Origin of the sequence: Paractinoplanes brasiliensis (genome assembly GCF_004362215.1) — a bacterium.
Lineage (GTDB): Bacteria > Actinomycetota > Actinomycetes > Mycobacteriales > Micromonosporaceae > Actinoplanes > Actinoplanes brasiliensis.
Window position 1 is genome coordinate 500,064 of the sequence record NZ_SNWR01000002.1, and the last position, 19,043, is coordinate 519,106.

General features: G+C 71.7%; 18 protein-coding genes and 2 pseudogenes. 12 read left to right on the plus strand and 8 right to left on the minus strand.

All coding sequences use genetic code 11. The annotated features are described in order from the left end of the window. The first annotated feature begins 7 nt into the window (after positions 1 to 7). Positions 8 to 598 (plus strand): HdeD family acid-resistance protein, encoded by a 591-nt coding sequence (locus C8E87_RS45955; RefSeq protein ID WP_239080470.1) that lies wholly within the window; start codon positions 8 to 10, stop codon positions 596 to 598. 9 nt (positions 599 to 607) lie between these two features. Here C8E87_RS45955 and C8E87_RS45960 read toward each other — a convergent pair. Continuing rightward, positions 608 to 1,375, minus strand: a pseudogene (locus C8E87_RS45960) (YhjD/YihY/BrkB family envelope integrity protein); the annotation flags it as partial. A gap of 47 nt (positions 1,376 to 1,422) precedes the next feature. Between C8E87_RS45960 and C8E87_RS34315 the strand changes: the two are divergent. Genes C8E87_RS34315 through C8E87_RS34340 form a run of 6 tightly spaced genes read left to right on the plus strand, consistent with a single transcriptional unit; the run spans position 1,423 to position 8,789 of the window. After that, complete coding sequence (locus C8E87_RS34315; protein WP_133877578.1) at positions 1,423 to 3,336, plus strand: phage holin family protein; 1,914 nt, start codon at positions 1,423 to 1,425, stop codon at positions 3,334 to 3,336. Positions 3,337 to 3,346: 10 nt separating this feature from the next. Further along, positions 3,347 to 4,189: a class II glutamine amidotransferase gene (locus tag C8E87_RS34320; protein WP_133877579.1), complete on the plus strand. Its 843-nt coding sequence runs from the start codon at positions 3,347 to 3,349 to the stop codon at positions 4,187 to 4,189. After that, positions 4,186 to 5,589 (plus strand): amino acid permease, encoded by a 1,404-nt coding sequence (locus C8E87_RS34325; protein WP_133877580.1) that lies wholly within the window; start codon positions 4,186 to 4,188, stop codon positions 5,587 to 5,589. The genes C8E87_RS34320 and C8E87_RS34325 overlap by 4 nt, the downstream gene beginning before the upstream one ends. A gap of 17 nt (positions 5,590 to 5,606) precedes the next feature. Next, on the plus strand, positions 5,607 to 6,827 hold the full coding sequence (locus C8E87_RS34330; protein ID WP_133877581.1) for an arginine deiminase: 1,221 nt from the start codon (positions 5,607 to 5,609) through the stop codon (positions 6,825 to 6,827). A 9-nt stretch (positions 6,828 to 6,836) separates the two neighbouring features. Beyond that, positions 6,837 to 7,838, plus strand: coding sequence for an ornithine carbamoyltransferase (gene argF, locus C8E87_RS34335; RefSeq protein ID WP_133877582.1), 1,002 nt, complete (start codon positions 6,837 to 6,839; stop codon positions 7,836 to 7,838). A 3-nt stretch (positions 7,839 to 7,841) separates the two neighbouring features. Continuing rightward, complete coding sequence (locus tag C8E87_RS34340; RefSeq protein WP_133877583.1) at positions 7,842 to 8,789, plus strand: carbamate kinase; 948 nt, start codon at positions 7,842 to 7,844, stop codon at positions 8,787 to 8,789. Here the strand turns inward: C8E87_RS34340 and C8E87_RS34345 are convergent. Then, positions 8,786 to 9,277, minus strand: coding sequence for a hypothetical protein (locus C8E87_RS34345; RefSeq protein ID WP_133877584.1), 492 nt, complete (start codon positions 9,275 to 9,277; stop codon positions 8,786 to 8,788). The genes C8E87_RS34340 and C8E87_RS34345 overlap by 4 nt on opposite strands. A gap of 197 nt (positions 9,278 to 9,474) precedes the next feature. On the opposite strand from C8E87_RS34345, the pseudogene C8E87_RS34350 reads away from it, so the two are divergent. After that, positions 9,475 to 10,557: pseudogene (locus C8E87_RS34350) on the plus strand (MFS transporter); the annotation flags it as partial. Positions 10,558 to 10,605: 48 nt separating this feature from the next. On the opposite strand, the gene C8E87_RS34355 reads toward C8E87_RS34350, so the two are convergent. Both C8E87_RS34355 and C8E87_RS34360 read right to left on the minus strand, forming a co-directional pair. After that, positions 10,606 to 11,574 carry a YihY/virulence factor BrkB family protein gene (locus C8E87_RS34355; RefSeq protein WP_438866201.1) on the minus strand — a complete coding sequence of 323 codons (969 nt, stop codon included), beginning with the start codon at positions 11,572 to 11,574 and terminating at the stop codon, positions 10,606 to 10,608. Beyond that, a complete protein-coding gene (locus tag C8E87_RS34360; RefSeq protein ID WP_133877586.1) occupies positions 11,571 to 11,984 on the minus strand; it encodes a DUF7144 family membrane protein in 414 nt (137 codons plus the stop codon). Before C8E87_RS34360 ends, C8E87_RS34355 begins: the two co-directional genes overlap by 4 nt. A 150-nt stretch (positions 11,985 to 12,134) precedes the next feature. Here C8E87_RS34360 and C8E87_RS34365 point away from each other — a divergent pair, with 150 nt between their 5' ends. Beyond that, a complete protein-coding gene (locus C8E87_RS34365) occupies positions 12,135 to 12,674 on the plus strand; it encodes a hypothetical protein (protein ID WP_133877587.1) in 540 nt (179 codons plus the stop codon). 109 nt (positions 12,675 to 12,783) lie between these two features. Here C8E87_RS34365 and C8E87_RS34370 read toward each other — a convergent pair whose 3' ends face one another. After that, complete coding sequence (locus tag C8E87_RS34370) at positions 12,784 to 14,115, minus strand: diacylglycerol/lipid kinase family protein (protein WP_133877588.1); 1,332 nt, start codon at positions 14,113 to 14,115, stop codon at positions 12,784 to 12,786. 118 nt (positions 14,116 to 14,233) lie between these two features. Here C8E87_RS34370 and C8E87_RS34375 point away from each other — a divergent pair, with 118 nt between their 5' ends. Genes C8E87_RS34375 through C8E87_RS34385 form a run of 3 tightly spaced genes read left to right on the plus strand, consistent with a single transcriptional unit; the run spans position 14,234 to position 15,761 of the window. Continuing rightward, on the plus strand, positions 14,234 to 15,076 hold the full coding sequence (locus C8E87_RS34375) for a M48 family metallopeptidase (RefSeq protein ID WP_239080471.1): 843 nt from the start codon (positions 14,234 to 14,236) through the stop codon (positions 15,074 to 15,076). 23 nt (positions 15,077 to 15,099) lie between these two features. Continuing rightward, entirely contained in the window at positions 15,100 to 15,318 is a 219-nt protein-coding gene (locus C8E87_RS34380; protein WP_133877589.1) for a DUF8691 family protein, read from the plus strand. Between the two features lie 5 nt (positions 15,319 to 15,323). After that, positions 15,324 to 15,761 (plus strand): hypothetical protein, encoded by a 438-nt coding sequence (locus tag C8E87_RS34385; RefSeq protein ID WP_133877590.1) that lies wholly within the window; start codon positions 15,324 to 15,326, stop codon positions 15,759 to 15,761. A gap of 13 nt (positions 15,762 to 15,774) precedes the next feature. On the opposite strand, the gene C8E87_RS34390 is transcribed toward C8E87_RS34385, so the two are convergent. Genes C8E87_RS34390 through gadC form a run of 3 tightly spaced genes read right to left on the minus strand, consistent with a single transcriptional unit; the run spans position 15,775 to position 18,987 of the window. Continuing rightward, positions 15,775 to 17,106: a dipeptidase gene (locus tag C8E87_RS34390; RefSeq protein WP_133877591.1), complete on the minus strand. Its 1,332-nt coding sequence runs from the start codon at positions 17,104 to 17,106 to the stop codon at positions 15,775 to 15,777. Further along, on the minus strand, positions 17,099 to 17,533 hold the full coding sequence (locus C8E87_RS34395) for a hypothetical protein (protein ID WP_133877592.1): 435 nt from the start codon (positions 17,531 to 17,533) through the stop codon (positions 17,099 to 17,101). Before C8E87_RS34395 ends, C8E87_RS34390 begins: the two co-directional genes overlap by 8 nt. Continuing rightward, the gene (gene gadC / locus C8E87_RS34400; protein ID WP_133879133.1) at positions 17,530 to 18,987 is read right to left on the minus strand and encodes a glutamate/gamma-aminobutyrate antiporter GadC; all 1,458 of its coding nucleotides are present in this window, start codon (positions 18,985 to 18,987) and stop codon (positions 17,530 to 17,532) included. Before gadC ends, C8E87_RS34395 begins: the two co-directional genes overlap by 4 nt. Between the last annotated feature and the right edge of the window lie 56 nt (positions 18,988 to 19,043).

The window sequence follows — 19,043 nt, forward strand, 5'->3', positions numbered from 1 at the left end:
TGGCGCCATGACCGAGTCACTCGACGCCCCGTACGGGGTGGTTGCCGAGGTGCGCGCCGCGCAGCCCTTCCCCTGGTGGGCTTTCCTGTTCACGGGTCTGCTCGCGGTGGCGCTCGGCGTCGCCGTGCTGGTGTGGCCCGACATCTCGCTGCGGGTGATGGCCGCGATGGTGGGCATCTGGCTGTTCCTGGCCGGGCTGGCCCGTATCCTGCTGGCCTTCCTGCCGTCCAGCGGCAGCGTCGCGAGCCATGTGCTGTCCGGCATCGTGGGGATCGTCGTGCTGATCGGTGGGCTGCTCTGCCTGCGCGACCTGGTGACCCGGCTGGCCGTGCTCGCGCTCATCTTCTCGACGACCTGGATTCTCACCGGGCTGGCCGGCGTGCTGGCCGGGCTGCAGGCCACCGGCTCACGCCGGGCCGCGCTGCTGGTCGCGGGCCTGCTCACGATGGTTCTCGGCGGAATCCTGCTCTTCGTGCCCAGCCTGTCGCTGGGGTCGCTGGTGCTGCTCACCGGTCTCGGCAGCCTGATCGCCGGCCTGGCCGAGGTGGTGCTGGCCTTTGTCCTGCGGCGGCCGGCCGGCGGTCAGCACCCCGGCTAGCACGGCCGAGAGCAGCAGGCAGAACGACAACACGTAGAGCCAGCCGATGTAGGTGAAGGCCAGTCCGATCGTGCCGTAGCGCTCGCTGCTCGACTCCAGGGCGCGGGGCAGATAGATCGTGCCGGCCGCTCGCACGCCCAGCATCATGAAGCCGTACAGGACGCCGCCGATCAGCAGGCGGTCGCGCGGCGCCGACGGGCCGAGCAGGATGCGGGGGAGCAGGATCGCCAGCGCGCAGTCGGTGAGCAGCGTGAGCGCCGGCTCGACAACCAGTGGCGCAGGTGTCAGGCCGGCCAGCCGCGCCAGCAGCCGTGCCCCGATCAGGAAAAGCACCAGCAGCAGCACGGTGCCGATCTGCCAGCCGGTCGCCGCCGCGCCTGTCCGCCGGCCGTCGACCTGCCAGGTGGCCCGGTAGGCGCGGATCAGCGCGCGGGCCAGCCCCGTCGCCGAGAGCACCACGATCAGCGAGCCCAGCAGACCGAACGCGCCGCTGCGGCTGCCGCTCAGCGCCTCGTGCACCAGCTGAGTGCTGTTCGCGGGCAGGCGCAGCAGGCTCGACAGTTGCTCGCGGGCACGGCTGCCGGACAGGGCCCCGAGCATGATCAGCAACGGGAAGATCGACGTGAAGGCCTGCGCGGCCAGGGTCATCGAGCGGTCGAAGATCTGGACGCGGGCGAGCTCACCGGCGATGCGCGGGACGGCTGCCCGGAGCGAGGACGGAACGGCGATGCGGGCCATGCGCGCCATGCTCGGCGCGGTCCGGGGGCGGCGCGCCATCCGTGGCGGGTGAGCCACCGGCCGCGGCCGGGCACCACACTCGCGGCATGCTGTCCCGCCTGCTCACCGTGGCCCTGGGCGCCGCAGCGCTCGGGGTCGTCATCGGGGTGATGCCGGGTCTGTCGGCCGACAGCGGCTGGGCAGTGCTGGCCGCCGCGATCGTGCTCGGCGTGCTCGGGGCGTTCCTGCGTCCGCTGCTGGTGCTGCTTTGTGCCAGGGGCGGATGGCTCGCGGTCGTCGCGGGCTGGCTGGTGACGCAGGCGCTGCTGGTCTACGCCGCGCTGGCGGTCACGCCCGGGATGCACGTCGACGGCTTCTGGCCGGCGTTCTGGGCCGCCTGGCTCGGTGCCGCGCTGACCAGCGTCGTGCTGTGGTTCGTGACGGCCGGGCAGCCGGGCGCGGCGACCCGGCACCTGTTGCGCGTCAACCGCCGGTATCGGCAGCGGGTCCCGCACTCGGGAGAGCCCGGCGTTCTCTTCGTCCAGATCGACGGGTTGTCCGCGCCCCTGGCCCGCTGGGCGATCGACGCCGGCAACCTGCCCACCCTCGGCCGCTGGCTGCGCTCCGGCAGCCACACGCTGACCGAATGGCACGCGCAGCTGCCGCCGACCACGCCGGCCAGCCAGGCCGGGCTGTTGCACGGCGCCAGCGACCAGATCCCGGCGTTCCGGTGGTACGAGAAGGAGACCGGCCGCCTGGTCGTGACGAACCGGCCGCGCGACAGCGCGCTGGTCGAGCAGCGCTGCTCCGACGGCAAGGGGCTGCTCGCGGGCGGCGGGGTCAGCGTGAGCAACGTCTTCTCGGGCGACGCCGAGCTGTCCCTGCTGACCATGAGCACGGCCGGGACGAACCGGCCCGACCGCGGGGTGGCGGCCTATCTGCTCGACCCGTTCGGGCTGACCCGCTCGCTGGTGCTGACCACCGGCGAGATGGTGAAGGAACTGGTGCAGGCCCGCCGGCAGCGGGTCCGCGAGGTGTGGCCGAGGATGCGCCGCCACGGCTCCTACGTGCTGCTGCGCGGCGCCACCAATGTGCTGCTGCGGCACCTCAACCTGGCCGTGCTGGCCGAGCAGATGATGCGTGGCGCGCCCGCGGTCTACTGCGACTTCGTCGACTACGACGAGATCGCGCACCACGCCGGCCCGGCCCGGCCCGAGTCGCTGGCCTCGCTCGAGGGCATCGACGCCGTGCTGGCCACGCTGGAGCAGATCGCCGCGGCCGCGCCCCGCCCGTACCGGCTGGTGGTGCTCTCCGACCACGGGCAGAGCCTGGGCCCGACGTTCGCGCAGCGCTACGGAATGCGGCTCGAGGACCTGGTCGGGCAGCTGGCCGCCACCGGCGACGTGCTGGCGCCGCCGGACAACGAACAGGAGGGACGCGCCCAGGTCATCGAGGCCGAGCTGGTGCGGCCCGTGCCGGCCGGGCCCGGCCCGGAGCGTCCCGAGATCGTCGTGGCAGCCTCCGGCAACCTGGCGCTGATCTATCTGGCCCGGCTGCCCGGCCGGGTCACGATGGAGGAGATCGAGCGGTGCCATCCGCGGCTGCTGTCGGGGCTGACGGCGCACCCGGGCATCGGGTTCGTGCTGGTGCGCTCGCGGCGTGAGGGGGCGGTCGTGCTGGGGCCCGGCGGCCGGCGCCGATTGCGTGACGACCACGTCGACGGGCTCGACCCGCTGGCCACCTTCGGACCGTACGCCGCCGACGACCTGCGCCGGCACGACCGGCTGGCGCACACCGGCGACCTGGTGGTCAACAGCCTGTACGAGCCGGGGACGGGGGAGGTCGCCGCGTTCGAGGAGCTGATCGGCTGCCACGGCGGGCTCGGCGGCGACCAGAGCCGGGCGCTGCTCGTGCTGCCGCGCGAGTGGGCCCGGCCGGACGAGCTCGTCGGGGCCGACGCTGTGCACCGGCTGCTGCTCTCATCCATGCGGGATGAGCCGGGCGGATCGGTCGCGCGGTGAGCATGACGCCATGTGTCGCTGGCTGGCCTATTCGGGCACCCCGATCCGGCTCGAGGAACTTCTCTACGAGCCTCGCTACTCACTGATCGACCAGAGCATGCACTCGCGCTACGGCGTCGAGACGACCAACGGGGACGGCGTGGGCGTCGGCTGGTACGGCACGGACGGTCCGCCACTGGCCGAGCCGGCCCTGTTCCGCGGCGTCGGACCGGCCTGGAGCGACGGCAACCTGCGCGAACTGGCCCGTTCCACCACCTCGCCGCTGTTCCTGGCGCACATCCGGGCCAGCACCGGCACTCCGGTGCAGCAGTCGAACTGCCACCCGTTCCGCCACGGCAACTGGCTCTGGCTGCACAACGGCGCCATCCGCGAGTTCGCCCGGCTGAAGCGGGACCTCGTGCTGGCCATCGACCCGGAGCTCTACCCGTCGGTGGCCGGCTCCACCGATTCCGAGGTCATGTTCTACCTCGCGCTCACGTTCGGCCTGCGCGACCGGCCCACGCTCGCCGTGGAGCGCATGGCCGGCCTCGTCGAACACCTCGGCCGGGCCCATGGGGTCGAGAACCCCCTGCAGATGACCGTGGGCACCACCGACGGCGACCGGATCTGGTGCTACCGCTACTCGTCCGAGGGGCACAGCCGATCGCTGTACTACAGCACCGATGTCACGGCGCTCAAGGCGCTGTATCCGGACAACGCGAACCTGCGCCGGCTCTCCGAGGAGACCCGGCTCGTGGTGTCCGAGCCCCTGGGGGAGCTGGCGGGCGCCTGGCAACCGGTGCCCGAGTCGAGCTACGGCGTGATCCAGAAGGGGGACGACGAGCTCGGCCGCTTCGAGCCCGTCGAGCCATGACCGGCCTCAAGCAACCGGACACGCCGACCAGGCCGGCCGGCGAGCGCACCCTCGGCCTGCCACAGGCGACCGCGCTGATCCTGGGCAGCATCATCGGCGTCGGCATCTTCAACCTGCCGTACTCGCTGGCCACGATCGGCCCGATCAGCATCGTCGCGATGGCCCTGACCACGGTGGGCGCGCTCAGCCTGGCCGTGATGTTCGCGGTGCTGTCGCGGCGCCTCCCGGCCGACGGCGGTCCCTACGCGTACGCGAGGGCGGCGTTCGGCAACGGCGTCGGGTTCGTCAACGCGTGGTCGTACTGGATCACCGCCTGGGCCGGCAACGCGGCGATCGTGACCGGCTGGGTCTTCTACGTCGAGCACTTCGTCAACGCCGACGGGATCGTCGGCTGGTCGATCCTCATCGCGGTCGTCGGGCTGTGGCTGCCCGCCCTGGTCAACCTGAGCGGGGTCAAGAACATGGGCGCGGTCCAGCTCTGGACGACCGTCGTCAAGTTCATCCCGCTGGCGATCATGTCGACCGTCGGGCTGTTCTTCATCACCACCGCCAACTACAGCCCGGCCAACGTCAGCGGCGACAGCGACCTCACGGCGATCGGCAGCGCGATGGCGATCTGCCTGTTCAGCTATCTCGGCGTGGAGACGGCTGCGGTGGCGGCGGCCAAGGTGCGCGACCCGGCCCGCAACATACCCCGGGCGACCGTGTACGGCACGCTCGGCAGCGCCGTCGTCTACCTGCTCTCGATGATCGCGATCTTCGGGATCGTGCCCACCGGCGCCCTGGCCGAGGAGGCGAACAAGGCGTCGTACTCGGTCGCGGCCAACACCATGGCGGGCAGCGGCACCTGGGCCGGCGACCTGGTCGCGATCGCCGTCATCGTCTCCGGACTGGGCGCCCTCAACGGCTGGACGATGATCTGCGCCGAGATGCCGCTGGCGGCCGCGAAGGACGGCGTCTTCCCGGCGTTGTTCGGGCGGCTGTCCCGCCGTGGGGTGCCGGCCGCGGGCATCCTGGCCAGCACCGTGCTGGCCACCGCGGCCATGGTGCTCAGCTATGCGGGGACAAGCGGCGCCACGGTCTTCAACACACTGGTGCTGATGACCGGCATAACCGCCGCCATCCCGTACGCCTTCTCGGCGCTCGCCCAGCTCAAATGGCGCCTGCGGGACCGCCGTACGGGCTCGGGCGCCCGCTTCGCCCGTGACGCCTCGGTCGCCGTGCTCAGCCTCGCCTTCTCGATCCTGTTCGTCTGGTACTCGCGCAACAGCGGGGACGACTGGTTCGTCGTGTGGGGCCCGTTCCTGATGGCCGGCGGCGCGTTCCTGCTCGGCATCCCCGTGTTCCTGGCCGTACGCAATCGCATGTCCGCCCCACCTCCGGTCCCGCCGTACCAGTGAACACCCGAGGAGAGCTCATGAGTTTCCACGTCGACTCCGAGATCGGGCGGCTGCGCCAGGTCATCCTGCACCGGCCCGGCGTCGAGCTGAGCCGGCTCACCCCCGGCAACGTCAAGGAGCTGCTGTTCGACGACATCCTCTGGGCCCGCCGGGCCCGCGAGGAGCACGACGCCTTCGCCGAGGTGCTGCGCGAGCGCGGCGTCAAGGTGCACTACTTCGCCCAGCTGCTGACCGACGTGCTCAACATCCCGCAGGCCCGCGCCTGGGTGCTCGACCGCATCGTCACCGACGACACCGTCGGCCCGACCCTCGCCGCGCCGCTGCGCCGGCTGGCCGAACAGGCCGAGAGCGAGAAGCTGGCCGACTACCTGATCGGCGGCGTGCTCAAGAACGAGCTGGCCGGCTTCACCGTGAACAGCTTGCGCTGGGAGCTGATGGGCGCCGACGACTTCGTGCTCACCCCGCTGCCCAACCACCTGTTCCAGCGGGACAACTCGGCCTGGATCTACGGCGGGGTCAGCATCAACCCGATGGCGATGGCGGCCCGGCTGCGCGAGTCCGTGCACAGCGCGGCCATCTACCGCTTCCATCCGATGTTCGCCCTGGCCGACTTCACCGTCTGGTACGGCGGCGACGACCGGCCGCACCAGCCGGCCACGCTGGAGGGCGGCGACATCCACGTGCTCGGCAACGGCGCCGTGATGGTGGGGCTGGGGGAGCGGTCGACCGCTATGGGTGTCGAGAACCTGGCCCGGGAGCTGTTCGCGTCGGGCGCGGCGACGAAGGTCGTGGCGATCGAGCTGCCGCACTCGCACGCCATGATGCACCTGGACACGGTCATGACGATGCTCGACCGCGACACCTTCGTCATGTACCCGTACCTGCAGGGTTCGCTCCGCTCGTGGACCGTGCTGCCGGCCGGCGACGAGGACGGGCTGCACGTCGTACGTAATGACGATCTCTTCGCCACGATCGCCGAGATCCTCGGCATCGACAAGATCCAGGTGCTGGAGACGAACGAGGACATCCGGGCCGCCCAGCGCGAGCAGTGGGACGACGGCACCAACTTCCTGGCGGTCGAGCCGGGTGTGATCGTCGGCTACGAGCGCAACGTCACCACCAACACCTTCCTGCGCCGGCACGGCATCGAGGTCATCACGATCGCCGGCGGCGAGCTCGGCCGGGGCCGCGGTGGCCCCCGCTGCATGACCTGTCCCATCGAACGCGACGCCGTCTGAGGAGCCGAGATGTCCGTCAACCTGCGCAACCGCAGCTTCCTCAAGGAGCTCGACTTCACGCCCGGCGAATGGCGCTTCATGCTGAAGCTGGCCGCCGAGCTCAAGTCGGCCAAGTACACCGGCACCGAGGTGCCCCGGCTGGCCGGCAAGAACATCGCCCTGATCTTCGAGAAGACCTCGACCCGGACCCGCTGCGCGTTCGAGGTGGCCGCGCACGACCAGGGCGCCCACGTGACGTTCCTCGACCCCGGCAGCACCCAGCTCGGCCACAAGGAGTCGGTCAAGGACACCGCCCGGGTGCTGGGCCGCTTCTACGACGCCCTGGAGTACCGCGGCTTCGGCCAGGAGAACGTCGAGACGCTGGCCCGCTATTCGGGCGTGCCGGTGTGGAACGGGCTCAGCGACGAGTGGCACCCCACCCAGACGCTGTGCGACCTGCTCACCATGCGCGAGCACACGGTCAAGCACGACAACGAGATCGCCTTCGCGTTCCTCGGCGACGCCCACAACAACATGGGCAACTCGCTGCTCGTGGCCGGGGCCATGATGGGCATGGACGTGCGCATGGTCGCGCCCGAGGCCCGCTGGAACCCCGACGAGGTGGTCAAGGCGGCCCAGGCCATCGCCGAGCAGACCGGCGCCCGGATCACCCACACCGAGGACGTGGCCGAGGGCGTGCGCGGGGTCGACTTCCTCTACACCGACGTGTGGCTGTCGATGGGCGAGCCCAAGGCGGCCTGGGACGAGCGGATCCGGCTGCTGAAGCCCTACCAGGTCAACATGGACATGGTGCGGGCCACCGGCAACCCGGCCGTCAAGGTGATGCACTGCCTGCCGGCGTTCCACGACCGCCGCACCAAGGTCGGGGAGGAGATCTTCGAGCACACCGGGCTGGACGCGCTCGAGATCACCGACGATGTGTTCGAGTCGCCGTACTCGGTCGTCTTCGACCAGGCCGAGAACCGCATGCACACGATCAAGGCGGTCATGGTCGCCACCCTGGGGGCCTGAGTCATGCGCATCGTCATCGCGATCGGCGGCAACGCGCTGCTCGAACGTGGTCAGCGCCCGGACGCGGTGGTCCAGCAGGCCAACGCCCGGCGCGCGGTTGCCGCGCTTGCCCCGCTGGCCGCCGAGCACGAGGTCGTCGTGACCCACGGCAACGGGCCGCAGGTCGGCATGCTGGCCATCCAGAGTTCGGCCGACCCGGCGCTGCGGGCGCCCTACCCGTTCGACGTTCTGGGCGCCCAGACCCAGGGCATGATCGGTTACTGGCTGCTGCAGGCGTTGCAGAACGCGCTGCCGGGCCGGCAGGTGGCCGCGATCCTCGACCAGACGCTCGTCTCGGCGGCCGACCCGGCGTTCGCGGCGCCCACCAAGTTCGTCGGCCCGGTCTACGACAAGGGCACCGTCGACCGGCTGGTCGCCACACACGGCTGGGCCATCGCCCAGGACGGCGTCAACTGGCGCCGCGTGGTGCCGTCGCCGCAGCCCCAGCGCATTGTCGAGACCCGGCTCATCCGCAAGCTGCTCGAGCTGGGCGCGATCGTGGTCTGCGCCGGCGGCGGGGGGATCCCGGTCGTCCGCAACAGCGCCGGCCTGCTCGCCGGGGTCGAGGCTGTCGTCGACAAGGACCTGGCCACCGCGGTGCTGGCCGAGTCGCTCGACGCCGACGCGCTGCTGCTGCTCACCGACGTGCCGGCGGTGCAGCGCGGCTTCGGCGGCCCGCACCCGGAACCGATCTTCCGGGCCACCCCGGCCGAGCTGCGACGCGAGAACTTCGCCGCCGGGTCGATGGGACCCAAGGTCGAGGCGGTGTGCCGGTTCGTCGAGCTGACCGGGGACGTCGCGGCGATCGGGAACCTCTCCGACGCGGCGGCGATCCTGGCCGGCAAGGCGGGCACGATCGTCACCCCGGCCGGGGACTACGGAGGACCGGCCGATCTGCGCCCGGCCCGTTAGTGCAGCAGCGTTTTCAGCACGATCATCGCCGCGCCGAACGCCCCCGCGGTCACCGTGGACACCAGGCGTTCGGCCGGCGTGAGCTGTCCCCCCGCGCCCATCCGCCACCCGGCCACGCAGAGCAGCAGAGTGCAGCAGGCCAGCGCCGCGAACTCGGCGGCCACCATGCGCGCGCCCGCGAGCCGGACGATCACGAGCACGAGCAGCGGCAGCGCCGAGGCCGTGACCAGCTCCCAGCCGTGGGTCAGCTGGTGGCGGACCGTGTGCCAGGCGGGCCGGCGCCCCTCGTGGATGCGTTCGGCGACGATCCGGGCGTACCGCTCGGCCACCCAATAGATGGTGAGCGTGACGAGCACGGCGAGAACCTCCCGCCAGGCCCGGTCGGCGTGCGCGGTGACCAGCATCGCGGCGGACACGATCAGGCCGTAGATGCCCGACGCGGTGCCCTCCGCGGTCTCGTGCGTGAGCCGTACGAAGCTGCGCTGCATGCTCCGAGGGTTGCCGGACGCGGCCTTCCCGGTCCTCATCCGGCCGGGATGAACCCACCGCCCGGCCTCGGTGCCAGCGTCACCTCATGACACAGCGGACCGCCACCGGGCGATTCCCGGCCGAACTCAGGCAGGCGCTGATCGCCTTCGCCATGGCCCAGTTCATCTGCAGCTTCGCCGGGTCCAACATGAACGTGATGATCACCGACATCAGCCAGGACCTCGGCACCGATGTGCAGGGCGTGCAGCTCACCATCACGATCTTCCTGCTGGTGATGGCGGCGTTGATGATCCCGGGCGGCAAGCTCACCGACCGCTACGGCCGCAAGCGCTGCCTGGTCGCCGGGCTCGCGCTGTTCGGCCTGGGCGCGCTGCTGAGCGCGGTCGCCCCGGGGCTGGGCCTGCTCATCTTCGGCAACTCGATCCTCGAGGGCGTCGGCACGGCCCTGCTGATCCCGCCGGTCTACATCCTGACCACGCTGATCTTCACCGATGTCGCCTCCCGGGCCCGGGCGTTCGGCGCGATCAGCGCGCTCGGCGGGATCGGCGCCGTTGCCGGCCCGCTGATCGGCGGTTTCATCGCCACGGCGATCAGCTGGCGGGCGGCGTTCGCCTTCCAGGCGCTCATCGCGCTCGCGATCGTCGTGCTGAGCCGCCGCGCCGTCCGCGACCCCCTGCCGCCCGAGCCGGGGCGCGCCTTCGACGTCCGCGGCGCGGTGCTGTCGGCGGCCGGCCTGTTCCTGTTCGTGGGCGGGATCCTGGCCGCCGACGACAACGTCTGGCTCATGCTGGGGCTGATGGTGGCGGGCGCGCTGGTGCTGGCGGGCTTCTTCCTGTCCGTCCGGGCCAAGGAGCGGGCCGGCCAGGAGCCTCTGCTGTCGACGTCGCTGTTCCGCAACCGCACCTCGAACCTCGGCCTGATCACCCAGAACGCGCAGTGGCTGATGGTGATGGGCACGTCGTTCGTGGTGTCGGCCTACCTGCAGGTCGTCCGGGGCTACAACGCCATCGAGACAGGCGCGGTGTTCACGGCGACCACCGTCGGGTTGCTGCTGTCGTCGCTGGGGGCGGAACGGTTCGCGAAACGGCGGGCGGCGCGCACCCTGATCGTCGCCGGCTTCGCCATCACCGTCGCGGGGATCGCGCTGCTGATGATCCTGGTCGCCGAGGTCGGCGGGGTGTGGCCGTTCGTGCCCGGGTTGTTCGTCATCGGCCTCGGGCTGGGCCTGATGCTGACCCCGTCGGTGAACGTCGTGCAGTCGGCGTTCGGTGAGGACCGGCAGGGCGAGATCTCGGGGCTGTCCCGCAGCGTGTCCAACCTGGGATCGTCACTGGGCGCCGCGCTGGCCGGGACGATCCTGGTCGCCGGCGTCGGCGACCAGCCCGGACGAGCGTACGCGCTGGCCCTGACCGCCGTCGGGGTGGTCGGGGTGATCGGGCTGGGCGCGGGGCTCCTGCTGCCCCGCAAGCGGTGACCGGTCCTGTTCCCGGGTCAGCAGCTCCTGAGCCCGCCGGTCGGCCTCGGCCGGGCGGTCCGGGTCGAGGGACCGCGGCCACAGCCGGGCGGCCCGCACGGCGGCCACCTCGGCGGCGATCACGAGCGCGTTGCCGAGCAGATAGAGCAGGGTGAACACGGCCGCCACGGTGGCGAAGCTGCCGTAGACGGGACCGGCGCCGCGCACCAGCCGGGGCAGCACGGCGGCGCCCAGAGCGAACAGCGCGGTCACCGCCAGCGCGCCGATCAGCGCCGCCGGCCAGAGCAGACGCAGCGGCGCCGGCCGGTCCAGCAGCAGGCGGGCCAGCACGATCAGGGTCGCGCCGGACAGCACACCGGACGCGGCCAGACCGACCGGCCCGGCCGCGGTGAGCAGCCCGATGCCGAGCGCGCCGGCCAGGATGACGGCCAGCCCGGCGAAAACCCGCAGGTAACGCGAGACCAGGCCGCTGCGGCGGTGCCACGGCACCCCGGCCACGTGGTTGAGTGTGAAGTACGCCGACAGGACCACCCCGGACCCGGAGTACGCGAGCCCGGCCAGGCCCGCCACCAGCGCCCACCGGGACCGCGAAAGCATGTCGACCGAGTTCGTGATGTCCGTCTGCAGGGACGGCGGCACGAGCGCGGCGATCAGGTCGTCGCGCAGGCCGGGCGAGCGGGCGAGGACGCGGGACACGATCGTCGCGCCGAGCAGCAGCGCCGGGAAAAGGCTGAGGAAGCCGTAGTAGGTGATCAGGGCCGCCTCGCGGGGGCCGCCGTCGTCGAAGTACTTGCGGAGCACCGCCCAGCCGAAGGCGATCACCGCGCGTACGAGTCGTAGACCTCGTCGCCGTGCACCGCGGTCGCGTAGAGCACCAGCCCGCAGAGGACGATGATGATCGCCGCCCAGACCGGGTACACGGTGGCGAACAGGAAACTGACCAGGCCGGTGAAGAACGCGATCACGATCGCCACGAACCGCGCCCAGGCCAGCCCGCGGATGAGGGCGACCCCGGTGACCACCGCGCCCAGCCCGAGCAGCAGATGCCCCCACGCCAGCACGGCGAGCGGCAGTCCGAGCAGCACGTCCGGCCGGGTCCCGGCGAGGATGTCCGGTTCGAAGACGGCGAGCGCGCCGACCGCGGCGTGCGCCGAGCCCAGCAGCACGAGCATCAGACCGCCGAACAACACCCAGCCGACCCACCCGGTGGCCCGGCTGCGCTCCACCTCCATGACGCACTCCCTCCCTCGTACGGACATCGTCTGCGTCCAGTGGACCCGCGCGCCGGGCTGCCGTCCTCACTCGTGCCGGATGAGGCGGCGCGGCGGCGCGGCGGCCGACGATCGAGCGGAAAGCACCTCTCATCGAAGGAGCGGCGGCAGATGGCGATCGGACCGGTCCAGCTGATCGTGCTGGGCTTCAGGCACCCGAACTTCCACGGCGAGATCATCGCCGAGCTGGAGCGGTTGCGGCAGAGCGACACCGTACGTGTGATCGACGCGCTGGCGGTCTACAAGGACGCCGACAGCAACCTGGCGGTCGAGCACCTCAGCAACCTCACCGAGGAGGAGGCGATCGAGCTCGGCAGCAAGGTCGGCGCGCTGGTCGGCCTGGGCATCGAGGGCGAGGAGGGCATGGCTGTGGGGGCGGTGATGGGCGGCGCCGCCGCGGCCGAGGACGGCGTCGCGGTGTTCGACGACCCGCAGGCGTGGGACGTGCTCGAGGAGATTCCGCCGGACAGCGCGGCGGCCCTGCTGCTCATCGAGCACCACTGGGCGGTGCCGCTGCGCGACGCCATCGCCCGGGCCGGCGGGTTCCGGATCAGCGACGGCTTCATCAGCCCGTTCGACCTGATCGGCATCGGGCTGCTGAGCGCCGAGGAGGCCAAGGAGCTGGCCGACCTCGAGACATCCGGAGTGTGAGGAGAAGGAGGCGACGATGTTCGGTTCGAGGAGAGTGGCCCGGCGCACCGGCCGGCGCACCGCACGGCGGGTCACCCGCCGGACTGTCCGCCGGCGCTGAACGGGCGGATCACACGCGGCGGCCGGCCTGCACCGGCCGCCGCAGCCATGCCCAGCGCAGCTCGGGGCGGGCCAGCGTCCACAGCCGGGCCCAATCCAGCTCGGGCCGCGCCACGCGGACGCCGGGACGGTGCCGTGGCACGCGCACCCGCAGCGCGGCGGGCCGGATCTCACAGCGTACGGGGGAGGGAATCTCGAGGGCCTCGCCGTCGACGCCGCAGGGCACCGGGGGCCCGTCGGACTCCACCGTCACCTGCGTGGTCGTGGCCCGCCTGACCGTGCGGGAACGCCCCCGGCCGCCGACCAGCCCGGCCGCCTCGGACGCGCCGCGCACCGTCACCGTCAGCACGCCGAGCACGCCGCCGTCGAGCCGCGGGCGGCTGCCCAGGCCGGCGATGTCCTCCCAGTCGTACGGGTTGTTGCTGACCAGAACGGCCTGCGGGCCGATCATCTCGTCGCCGCCGCCGATCCGGACCCGCAGGCTGCCGTCCTCGCCGGTCAGCGCGGCGGGCAGCAGCCGCAGGGCGGTGCCGACCTTGTCGTCGCGATAGGCCGGGCTGCGCACCACAGCCGCGTACGCCCCGAACGAGACGTTGTTGACGAATGTCCGGTCGCCCACCCGGCCCAGGTCGATGCGCACCTCCACCCCGTCGGACAGCGCGTCCAGGCAGGTCGACGGGTCCTGGCGATCGAGGCCGAGGTCGAGCGCGAAGTGGTTGCGGGTGCCCGCCGAGATCACCAGGAACGGCACGCCGTACTCGGCCGCGACCCCGGCCACCAGCGCCTGGGTGCCGTCGCCGCCGGCCACGCCGAGCAGGTCGGCGCCGTCGCGGATCGCCTGGCGGGCCAGCTCGGCCACGTCCACGGCCGGGCCGTCGAGCAGACGGACCTCGGCGCCCAGGATCCGGGCCCGCTCGGCCAGATGGAACCGCTCGACCTTGCCGCCGCCGGAGCGCGGATTCATGATCAGGTAGGGCCGGCGCGGCGGTGGGCTCTCCCACTCGAGCGGCTCCTCGGCGCCGGTGGCCAGGGCGCGGCGGCCGGTGGTGACGGCTGTGGCCCAGAGCAGTCCGAACACGACCACCGCCCAGACCAGGTTCGCGCGGGCGAACAGCACGGCCACGGTCAGCGGCGCGAGCACCACCACGGCGCCGGCCAGCCAGCGGCGTACGCCGTGATGGGTCAGGAACCACCATGCGGCGGCGAGGCCCGCCGCGGCCCCCGCCAGGGCCACCACGATCAGCAGCAGGCTTCCGCGGACCCCGGCCGCGGCCAGCACCACCAGGACGGCGGCCGCCGCGGCGGCGAACGAGAGACGGGCCAGCCAACGCCGGGAACTCATGCATCGAGCGTCGCCGGTGCCGCGCCGGTGGTCCTCATACCGGCGGGATGAGGCGCGGCCCGATCGGCAGGGGAATCGTCGTGGCCATCGGAAAGCGACCGGGGACAGGAGGATCACGGTGTCGGACTCCACGCGGCTGCGGCACCCCGCCGAGCTGCCGTTCTACGTGTTCATGGTGGTGCTCAACCTCGTCATCATCTGGCTGATCCTGCAGGCGGCGATCACGCTGCCGTTCCTGCCCGAGCGGTGGGAGGACTCCGGATGGGCCACGGCGGTGCGCTCCGCCCTCTTCGGGCTGTTGCTGCTCGTTCCGGCCCTGATCGTCGTCCGCGAGACGCAGCGCGCGTCGGTGCGGGGCACCGCGGTCGAGTTGTCGCCACGCCAGTACGAGGACCTGTACCGTACGGCCGACGACTTCGCGCACAAGCTCGGCCTGCCGCGCCGGCCGCAGATCTATCTGGCCAACGGCAACGGCACCCTCAACGCGTTCGCGGCCCAGGCCACCGGCCACGACTACGTCGTGCTCTCCAACGAGCTGTTCGTGAACCTGCGCGCGAACAACCGTGACGGGCTGCGGTTCATCCTCGGCCACGAGCTCGGGCACATCCGGCTGCACCACGTCTCGCTGTGGTATCAGCTGTCGGTGGCGTACTCGGAACGCATTCCACTGCTCGGCCCGGCGCTGTCCCGGCTGCGCGAGTACTCCTGCGACCGGCACGGCGCGCACCTGTGCCCGTCCGGCGCGACCGGCCTGGTGCTGCTGGCCTCGGGCCGGTACACCGAGCACACCACCGACCTCGACGAACTGGTGGGCCAGGGCCGGCGGCTGCGCGGGTTCTGGGTCGAGCTGGCCCAGCTCACCCAGTCGCACCCGTTCACCGTACGGCGTCTGGAGCGGCTGTTCCGGCTGGGGCTGCTGCACGGGCGGCTACGTGGCGCCGAGTCCGAGACACCGGTCTGACGGTGGAAAGGATGGCGAGTCCGATGTCTGACGCGACCTATCAGGTCAGGGTGTCCGGAGTGTTGCCCGACGAGTTGATCGAGGAACTGCGTGACCTCACCGTGAGCGTCGAGCCACCGGAAACAGTGCTGCACGGCACGCTGCCCGACCAGTCGGCCGTGGTGGGGTTGATCTCGCGAATCCATGGGCTGGGCCTGCGTCTGATCGAGGTGCGGCGGCTGCCCGCGGACGAGGACCTCTGACAGCCATGCGGGCGTTCGCCGGCCTCGTGATGGTTCTGCTCATTCTGGCGGTGATTCGGGAGGTTCGGGCGCGGCGGCGGTTCGCGGCCGCCGGCTCGGCCTTCCGATGCCGCTTCCGGCGGGTGTACGGCACGGCCCCGGACTCCTGGCGCGGTCTGCGCCGGCGCTGGACGCGGCACATGTGGGCCCGCTGGACCGGCGACATGCTGGTGGTCCGGCGCGGCCCGCTGCGTGACCGCACGATCCGGGTGAGCCCGAGGGTGTCACCGGTCGGGGTGTACGTGCGGCCGCGCTCCGACGACCTGTCGGTGCGCCTGAACGTGGAGGGCGCCGTCGTCGAGATGACCGCCGCGGCGGAGAACCGGCTCGATCTGGTCGGGCCGTTCCTCGCCGCGGCGGTCAGCGACCTGCCCAAACCGCCCGCGGGCCTCTATCCCCTGTAGGCCCTACGGGCGTCTATCCCTTGTAACGCTGCAGGAACAGCGCCTCGGCGGTGGCCAGGGCGGCGATCTCGGTGGGGTCCACGCTCTCGTTCGGGGCGTGGATCAGGGCCCGCGGCTCCTCGACCCCCATCAGGATGATCTCCGCGTCGGGATAGGTGTCGGCGAAGACGTTGCACAGCGGGATCGAGCCGCCCTGCCCGAGCGTCGTCATCGGCCGCCCGTACGCGTCCCCCATGGCCGACGCGAACGCCCGGTACGCCGGCCCGCCCGTCCGCGCCTCGAACGGCTGGCCCAGCGCCTCCGGCTCCACCGTGACCCTCACACCCCAGGGCGCCGCCGCCTGCAGGTGGGTGATCAGGGCGTCCTGGGCCTTGACCGCCTCCAGGCCCGGCGGCACCCGCAGGTTGAGCCGGGCACGGGCGTGCGGCTGGATCGCGGCGGCCGAGCCGACCACCGGCGGGCAGTCGATGCCGAGCACGGTCACCGCTGGGCGGGCCCAGATCATGTCGGAGACCGAACCGTCGCCGAGCAGCCTCACCCCGCCGACCAGCCCCGCGTCGGCGCGGAACTGGTCGGGCGGATAGGGCGCGCCGGTCCACGTCTGGGTGTTGTCGAGCCCGGCGACCGTGGTGTTGCCGGCGTCGTCGCGCAGGGTCGCCAGCATCCGCAGGAGCGCGGCCAGGGCGTCCGGGGCGGCGCCGCCGAACATGCCGGAGTGAAGTTCCCCGGTCAGCGCCTCGACCGTGACGACCACGTTGACCATGCCGCGCAGCGTCACCGTGGCGGCCGGCACCCCGACCGCGGCGTTGCCGGTGTCACAGACCAGGATCGCGTCGGCCCGCAGCAGGTCGGGGTGGGTCTCGACGAAGTTCTCGAGCCCGCCCGTGCCCTGCTCCTCCGAGCCCTCCACGATCAGCTTGAGGTGCACCGGCACGTCGTCGCCGAGCGCCCGCAGCGCGGTGAGATGCATGACGATGTTGCCCTTGCAGTCGGCGGCGCCCCGCCCGTACCACCGCCCGTCCGCCTCGGTGAGCTGGAACGGCGGGGTCCGCCAGGCCTTCTCGTCCAGCGGTGGCTGCACGTCGTAGTGGGCGTACAGCAGCACGGTCGGGGCGGCCGGATCGGCCGCCTGCTGCTCCCCGTACACAGCCTTGCTGCCGTCGCTGGTCGGGTGCAGGCCGAGGCCGGTGAACCCGGCCCCGGCGAAGTGGTCGACGACCCATTGGGCCGCCCGCTCGCACTCCTGCGGCGGATACTGCCGGGGGTCGGCCACCGACGGGATCGCCACCAGCTGGGCCAGCTCGTCGTGGGCCCGGCCCATCAACACGTCGACACGGTCACGCATCTCCGCCTCCGGTCTTGAGGTCGTCGACGACCTCGCGCATCCGGTCCAGGTGTTGCGGGCAGTAGACCTTCATGATCAGCAGCTGGCCCTGCATGACGCCGTTGCCGGCGATGATCGGACGCTGCCCCGGCCCGGCGGCGCCGTTGGTCAACATGCCGTAGAGCGTGCTGCGGCGCAGCGCGTTGCCCGGGTCGGCGCAGACCGCGCCGCCGTCGTCGCCGAGCACCCGGACGATCTGGTCGGTGGCCGGCGCGCGCAGGCCGGCGGAGGTGAGCTCGGCGCTGAGCCGCTCCGCCTTGGCCTGGGCGTTTTCGCTGTCGTCGCCGGCCGTGAACGCGAACAGGGCCACGCCGGTCAGCAGCAGGAACGCCACCCCGAGGACGAGGTAGGTCACCATGTGGCTCTTGTGTGCGACCGAGACCTTCATGCGACCGGCACCTCCTCACCGGACTCGGTCCTCCACGACGGCTTGCGCAGCTTGAGGAAGAGGTAGGGCACGAGCAGGCCGAGGCCGAGCGCACCGCCCGCGACGATCAGCAGATAGACGCCGACGTTGCCCGAGCCGAACTGCGACGGCGGGACGAAGCCGATGAGCAGCGCGGCCAGCGAGGCGCAGAAGCCGACGCCGCACAGCCCGGTGAGCATGGGGGCGCGGTAGCCGCGCGGGTGCTCGGGCTCCTTGCGGCGCAGCCGTACGGCCGCCACGAACATCAGCAGATACATGATCAGGTAGACCTGGGTGGTGATCACCGAGAAGATCCAGTACGCGCTGGAGACGTCGGGGATGAACGCGTAGGCCAGCGCGATCACGGTCGTGACGAGGCCCTGGGTGACCAGGATGTTCTGCTGCACGCCGTGCTTGTTGAGCCGCTGCAGGAACGGCGGCAGGTAGCCCTCCTGGCGCGAGATCAGCAGCAGGCCCTTCGACGGGCCGGCCAGCCAGGTCAGCATGCCGCCGAGCGACGCGGCGACCAGCATGACGCCGAGGATCGGGGTCAGCCACTGCGAGTCGAAGGCGGCGAACACCGCGTCGAACGCCTGCATGACGCCCGCGGTGAGGGAGAGCTGGTCGGCCGGGACGATCCAGCTGATGGCCAGCGCCGGCAGGATGAAGATGAGCAGCACCAGGCCCATGGACAGGAACATCGCGCGCGGGAACTCGCGTCCGGGGTTCTTCAACGAGGACACGTGCACGGCGTTCATCTCCATGCCCGAGTACGACAGGAAGTTGTTGACGATCAGCACGAGGCTGGACAGGCCGGCCCACGCGGGCAGCAGGTTGCTCGCGGTCATCGGGGCGGCCGACTCGTTGCCCTGCCCCAGGAAGGCGACGCCCAGGATGACCAGCAGCGTCCCCGGGATCAGCGTGCCGATGATGAGGCCGCCGCTGGCCAGCCCGGCCACGCCGCTCGTGCCGCGCGAGGAGACCCAGACGCCGGTCCAGTAGCAGACCATGATGACGATCGCGGTCCAGACGCCGCTCGCCGCGAGGTCGGGATTGATCACGTACGCCAGGGTGCTGGCCACGAATCCGAGCAGGCTCGGGTAGTAGAAGATCGTCATGGCGAACTGGCACCACACGGCGAGGAAGCCGAGCGGCTTGGACAGCCCCCGGCTCACCCAGTTGTAGACGCCGCCCTCGTACCCCGAAGCCAGCTCGGCCGAGACCAGCGCGGTCGGCAGCAGGAAGACCAGGGCCGGGATGACGTACAGGAAAATGCTGGCAAGGCCGTAGACCGCCATCGTCGGCGCCGGCCGCAGGCTGGCCACCGAGCTCGTGGTCATCAACGCCAGCGCCACCCACGAGATGTAGGCGACCGCCCGCTTCGTTGGCACACCCGGCTTCTCCGGCGTCTCCGAACGCCGGGCGGGCACATCCATTGCGCTCACGCCGCTTCCCTTCTGCCGTGTCGGATCTGCCCGCATCATCGACGCGC